The organism is Bacillus sp. FJAT-47783 (assembly GCF_022808615.1).
Lineage (GTDB): Bacteria > Bacillota > Bacilli > Bacillales > Aeribacillaceae > Bacillus_BZ.
Genome location: NZ_JAKZKS010000073.1, coordinates 1 through 631 on the forward strand (window position 1 = coordinate 1; position 631 = coordinate 631).

The following is a 631-nucleotide window of genomic DNA, read 5'->3' on the forward strand; positions in this document are numbered from 1 at the left end:
ACAGCAAGCGTGCTGTCCTTTTCTTATAAATTCGATGTCAAAATATTTATTTGTTTACACGGAATTAGGTTAGAAACGGGCGTAGGAAAAAGCTTGCAACTTTAATCGGGTTTAGCCTTGTGTGTTGGAACAACTTTTCGCCTATGTAACCGTCGAGCTGCTTGACGATAAGATCAAGTTTTTCGTTATCCAGCTTTTCCACCATTCTTCGTAAAACGAGCGAATCATCATAGCTTTTATAAATTTGCTTTGTAAGTTGTTCATAGCTTTCTACACCAAGGATATCGTAAGCGGCATAAATCCCTGATAATATGGCTGCAAATTGACCGAAGCCGAGAAACGGCATCGTCGTGCCGAGGCAATTTCCTGTAAATAGGGTATTTCCAATACGAGGAAAAGCGCTTTTTCCAATGAGATAATGTTCGACTTGAAATTGATCGGTGATAGGAAGCTCTTGACCGAGTCGCTTTCGACATTCCTCATAAAAAGTTTGAAATAAGTTGTCGGCATTTGCTCTTACAATATTATCGGGATAAGCAACGACAATATTCGCTTCTTTATCCGAGAATGGAAGTAAATATCCATATCCTTTTGGTGCGAAGCGATGATCGAGCCAAACCATCACGGTATA

1 pseudogene is annotated in these 631 nt (G+C 39.9%); it reads right to left on the reverse strand.

What is annotated here, in order from left to right:
- Positions 1-64: 64 nt before the first annotated feature.
- Positions 65-631: pseudogene (locus tag MLD65_RS18000) on the reverse strand (NAD(P)/FAD-dependent oxidoreductase); the annotation flags it as partial.